Annotated in this window: 2 protein-coding genes; both read left to right on the top strand. The window is 41.6% G+C overall.

Annotation, left to right across the window (positions count from 1 at the left end; genetic code table 11):
* Nucleotides 1–590, top strand: a 590-nt coding sequence (locus WBJ10_RS06525) for a cytochrome b/b6 domain-containing protein (protein ID WP_424288716.1), incomplete at its 5' end; no start/stop codon positions are given.
* Entirely contained in the window at nt 574–1,359 is a 786-nt protein-coding gene (locus tag WBJ10_RS06520; RefSeq protein ID WP_424288715.1) for a molybdopterin-dependent oxidoreductase, read from the top strand. The genes WBJ10_RS06525 and WBJ10_RS06520, both read left to right, overlap by 17 nt.
* Nucleotides 1,360–1,670: the final 311 nt, after the last annotated feature.

The raw sequence follows: 1,670 nt of genomic DNA, 5'->3' as shown, positions 1-1,670 counted from the left end.
CATATGACGTGTACTCTATTACTTTATTTGGTTACACATTTTTCCGCTTTTTTCCAGATGCATTTTATACTGCGCTTAACGTCCCATTTAAATTGGCTGAAGGAATGGCATGGCATTTCGTGTTCATGTGGCTGTATTTCGTAAATGGATTTTTATATGTGCTCTATACCTGGATTTCAGGAGAATGGCGGCAGCTTGTGCCTCAAAGGAGCTCTTTTAAGGAAGCCTGGCTTGTATTGCTTCATGATCTTCATATCCGGAAAGGCCTTCCTCCTCAAAAAAAATATAATGCTGCGCAGCGTATTGCGTATAGCCTGATTATCTTAATGGGGATAGGCTCAATCATTACCGGACTTGTTATCTATAAGCCGGTTCAGTTTAGCTGGCTAACCTGGCTTTGCGGTGGTTACAACCTTGCCCGACTTGAACATTTTGCCTTGACAATAGGATACGTTCTTTTTTTTACTGTACATATTATTCAGGTAGTTTTGGCCGGATGGAATAATTTTCGATCATCGGTATCAGGATTTGAGGTTGTTAATATTTCGGAAGAGTCTGATTCAAAACCAATTAATGATGAACAAGCCTAAAAAACCCGGAAAACCGCCGCTGACCGTAGAGCAAAAGATCCTAAGGCGTAATTTTATATCGTTTACAGTTTTCACAGGTCTCGGTGCAGCAGCCTACGGTGGCTGGACCTGGCTTCGAACATCACCTTTGGAAGCAAAAGGGGTAACAGCAGGCGCGAGGAAACCCTTTCGGCGTGCTCTTAATCAATCCGAAGTTGCTTCCAGAAAAGTATTCAGTTCGAACAATTTAGCACGAACTTATCCTAAATCCAGGGCCGCAAAATTCGTTAGGCAGAACGGAGCCGTTGGCTTAAAAGGAGAATTTAAGGTTGATGAATGGCAAATGGCCTTGAAAAAAAAATCCGGTGAGGTGATAAATATCTCAATTGATCAGATCAGGGCATTACCTAAAACTGAACTGATCTTCGACTTCAAATGTGTGGAAGGCTGGGATCAGATACAACATTGGGGAGGGGTGTCTTTTCTGGATTTTATAGATCATTTTGAACTGAATGCAGAAGCAGACATGCACTATGTTGGAATGCAAACACCTGATAAGAAGTACTACGTTGGAATTGATATGGAAAGCATTCTTCACCCCCAAACTATTCTGGCTTATGAGATGAATGATCTGCCTTTGAAAATAAATCATGGAGCACCTTTGCGACTTATAATACCGGTAAAATACGGAATAAAGAACTTGAAGAGGATAGGAACACTCATACTCAGTGAAGAAAGACCGGCGGATTATTGGGCTGAACGGGGATATGATTATTATTCGGGACTTTGAGACGTAATCTGAAGTCAGAAGTCGGATGTCTGATATGCACAGCGTACCTTACGGCAGACCTCAGCGTTTTGCTTTATGCAATTCGTTTTAATCGTTTTGCTTCAAACCTCCGACGTCTGACTTCCGACCTTTTATTTGCTTCCTTAACTAAAGAAGGGTAATTTCGCGGTTTAGAAAAACATAATATGGCTGTAGAAAGAGGACCGATATCCCGCTTTATCGAAACAAATTACCTGCATTTTAATTCCGCCGCGTTAATGGACGCTGCAAAGGGATATGAAACCCATCTTGATGAAGGTGGCAAAATGATG

Source organism: Daejeonella sp. (genome assembly GCF_049655485.1).
In the GTDB taxonomy this organism is placed as follows: domain Bacteria; phylum Bacteroidota; class Bacteroidia; order Sphingobacteriales; family Sphingobacteriaceae; genus Daejeonella.
The sequence above is the reverse complement of the archived record's forward strand: the minus strand, read 5'-3'. Positions and strand labels throughout refer to the sequence as shown.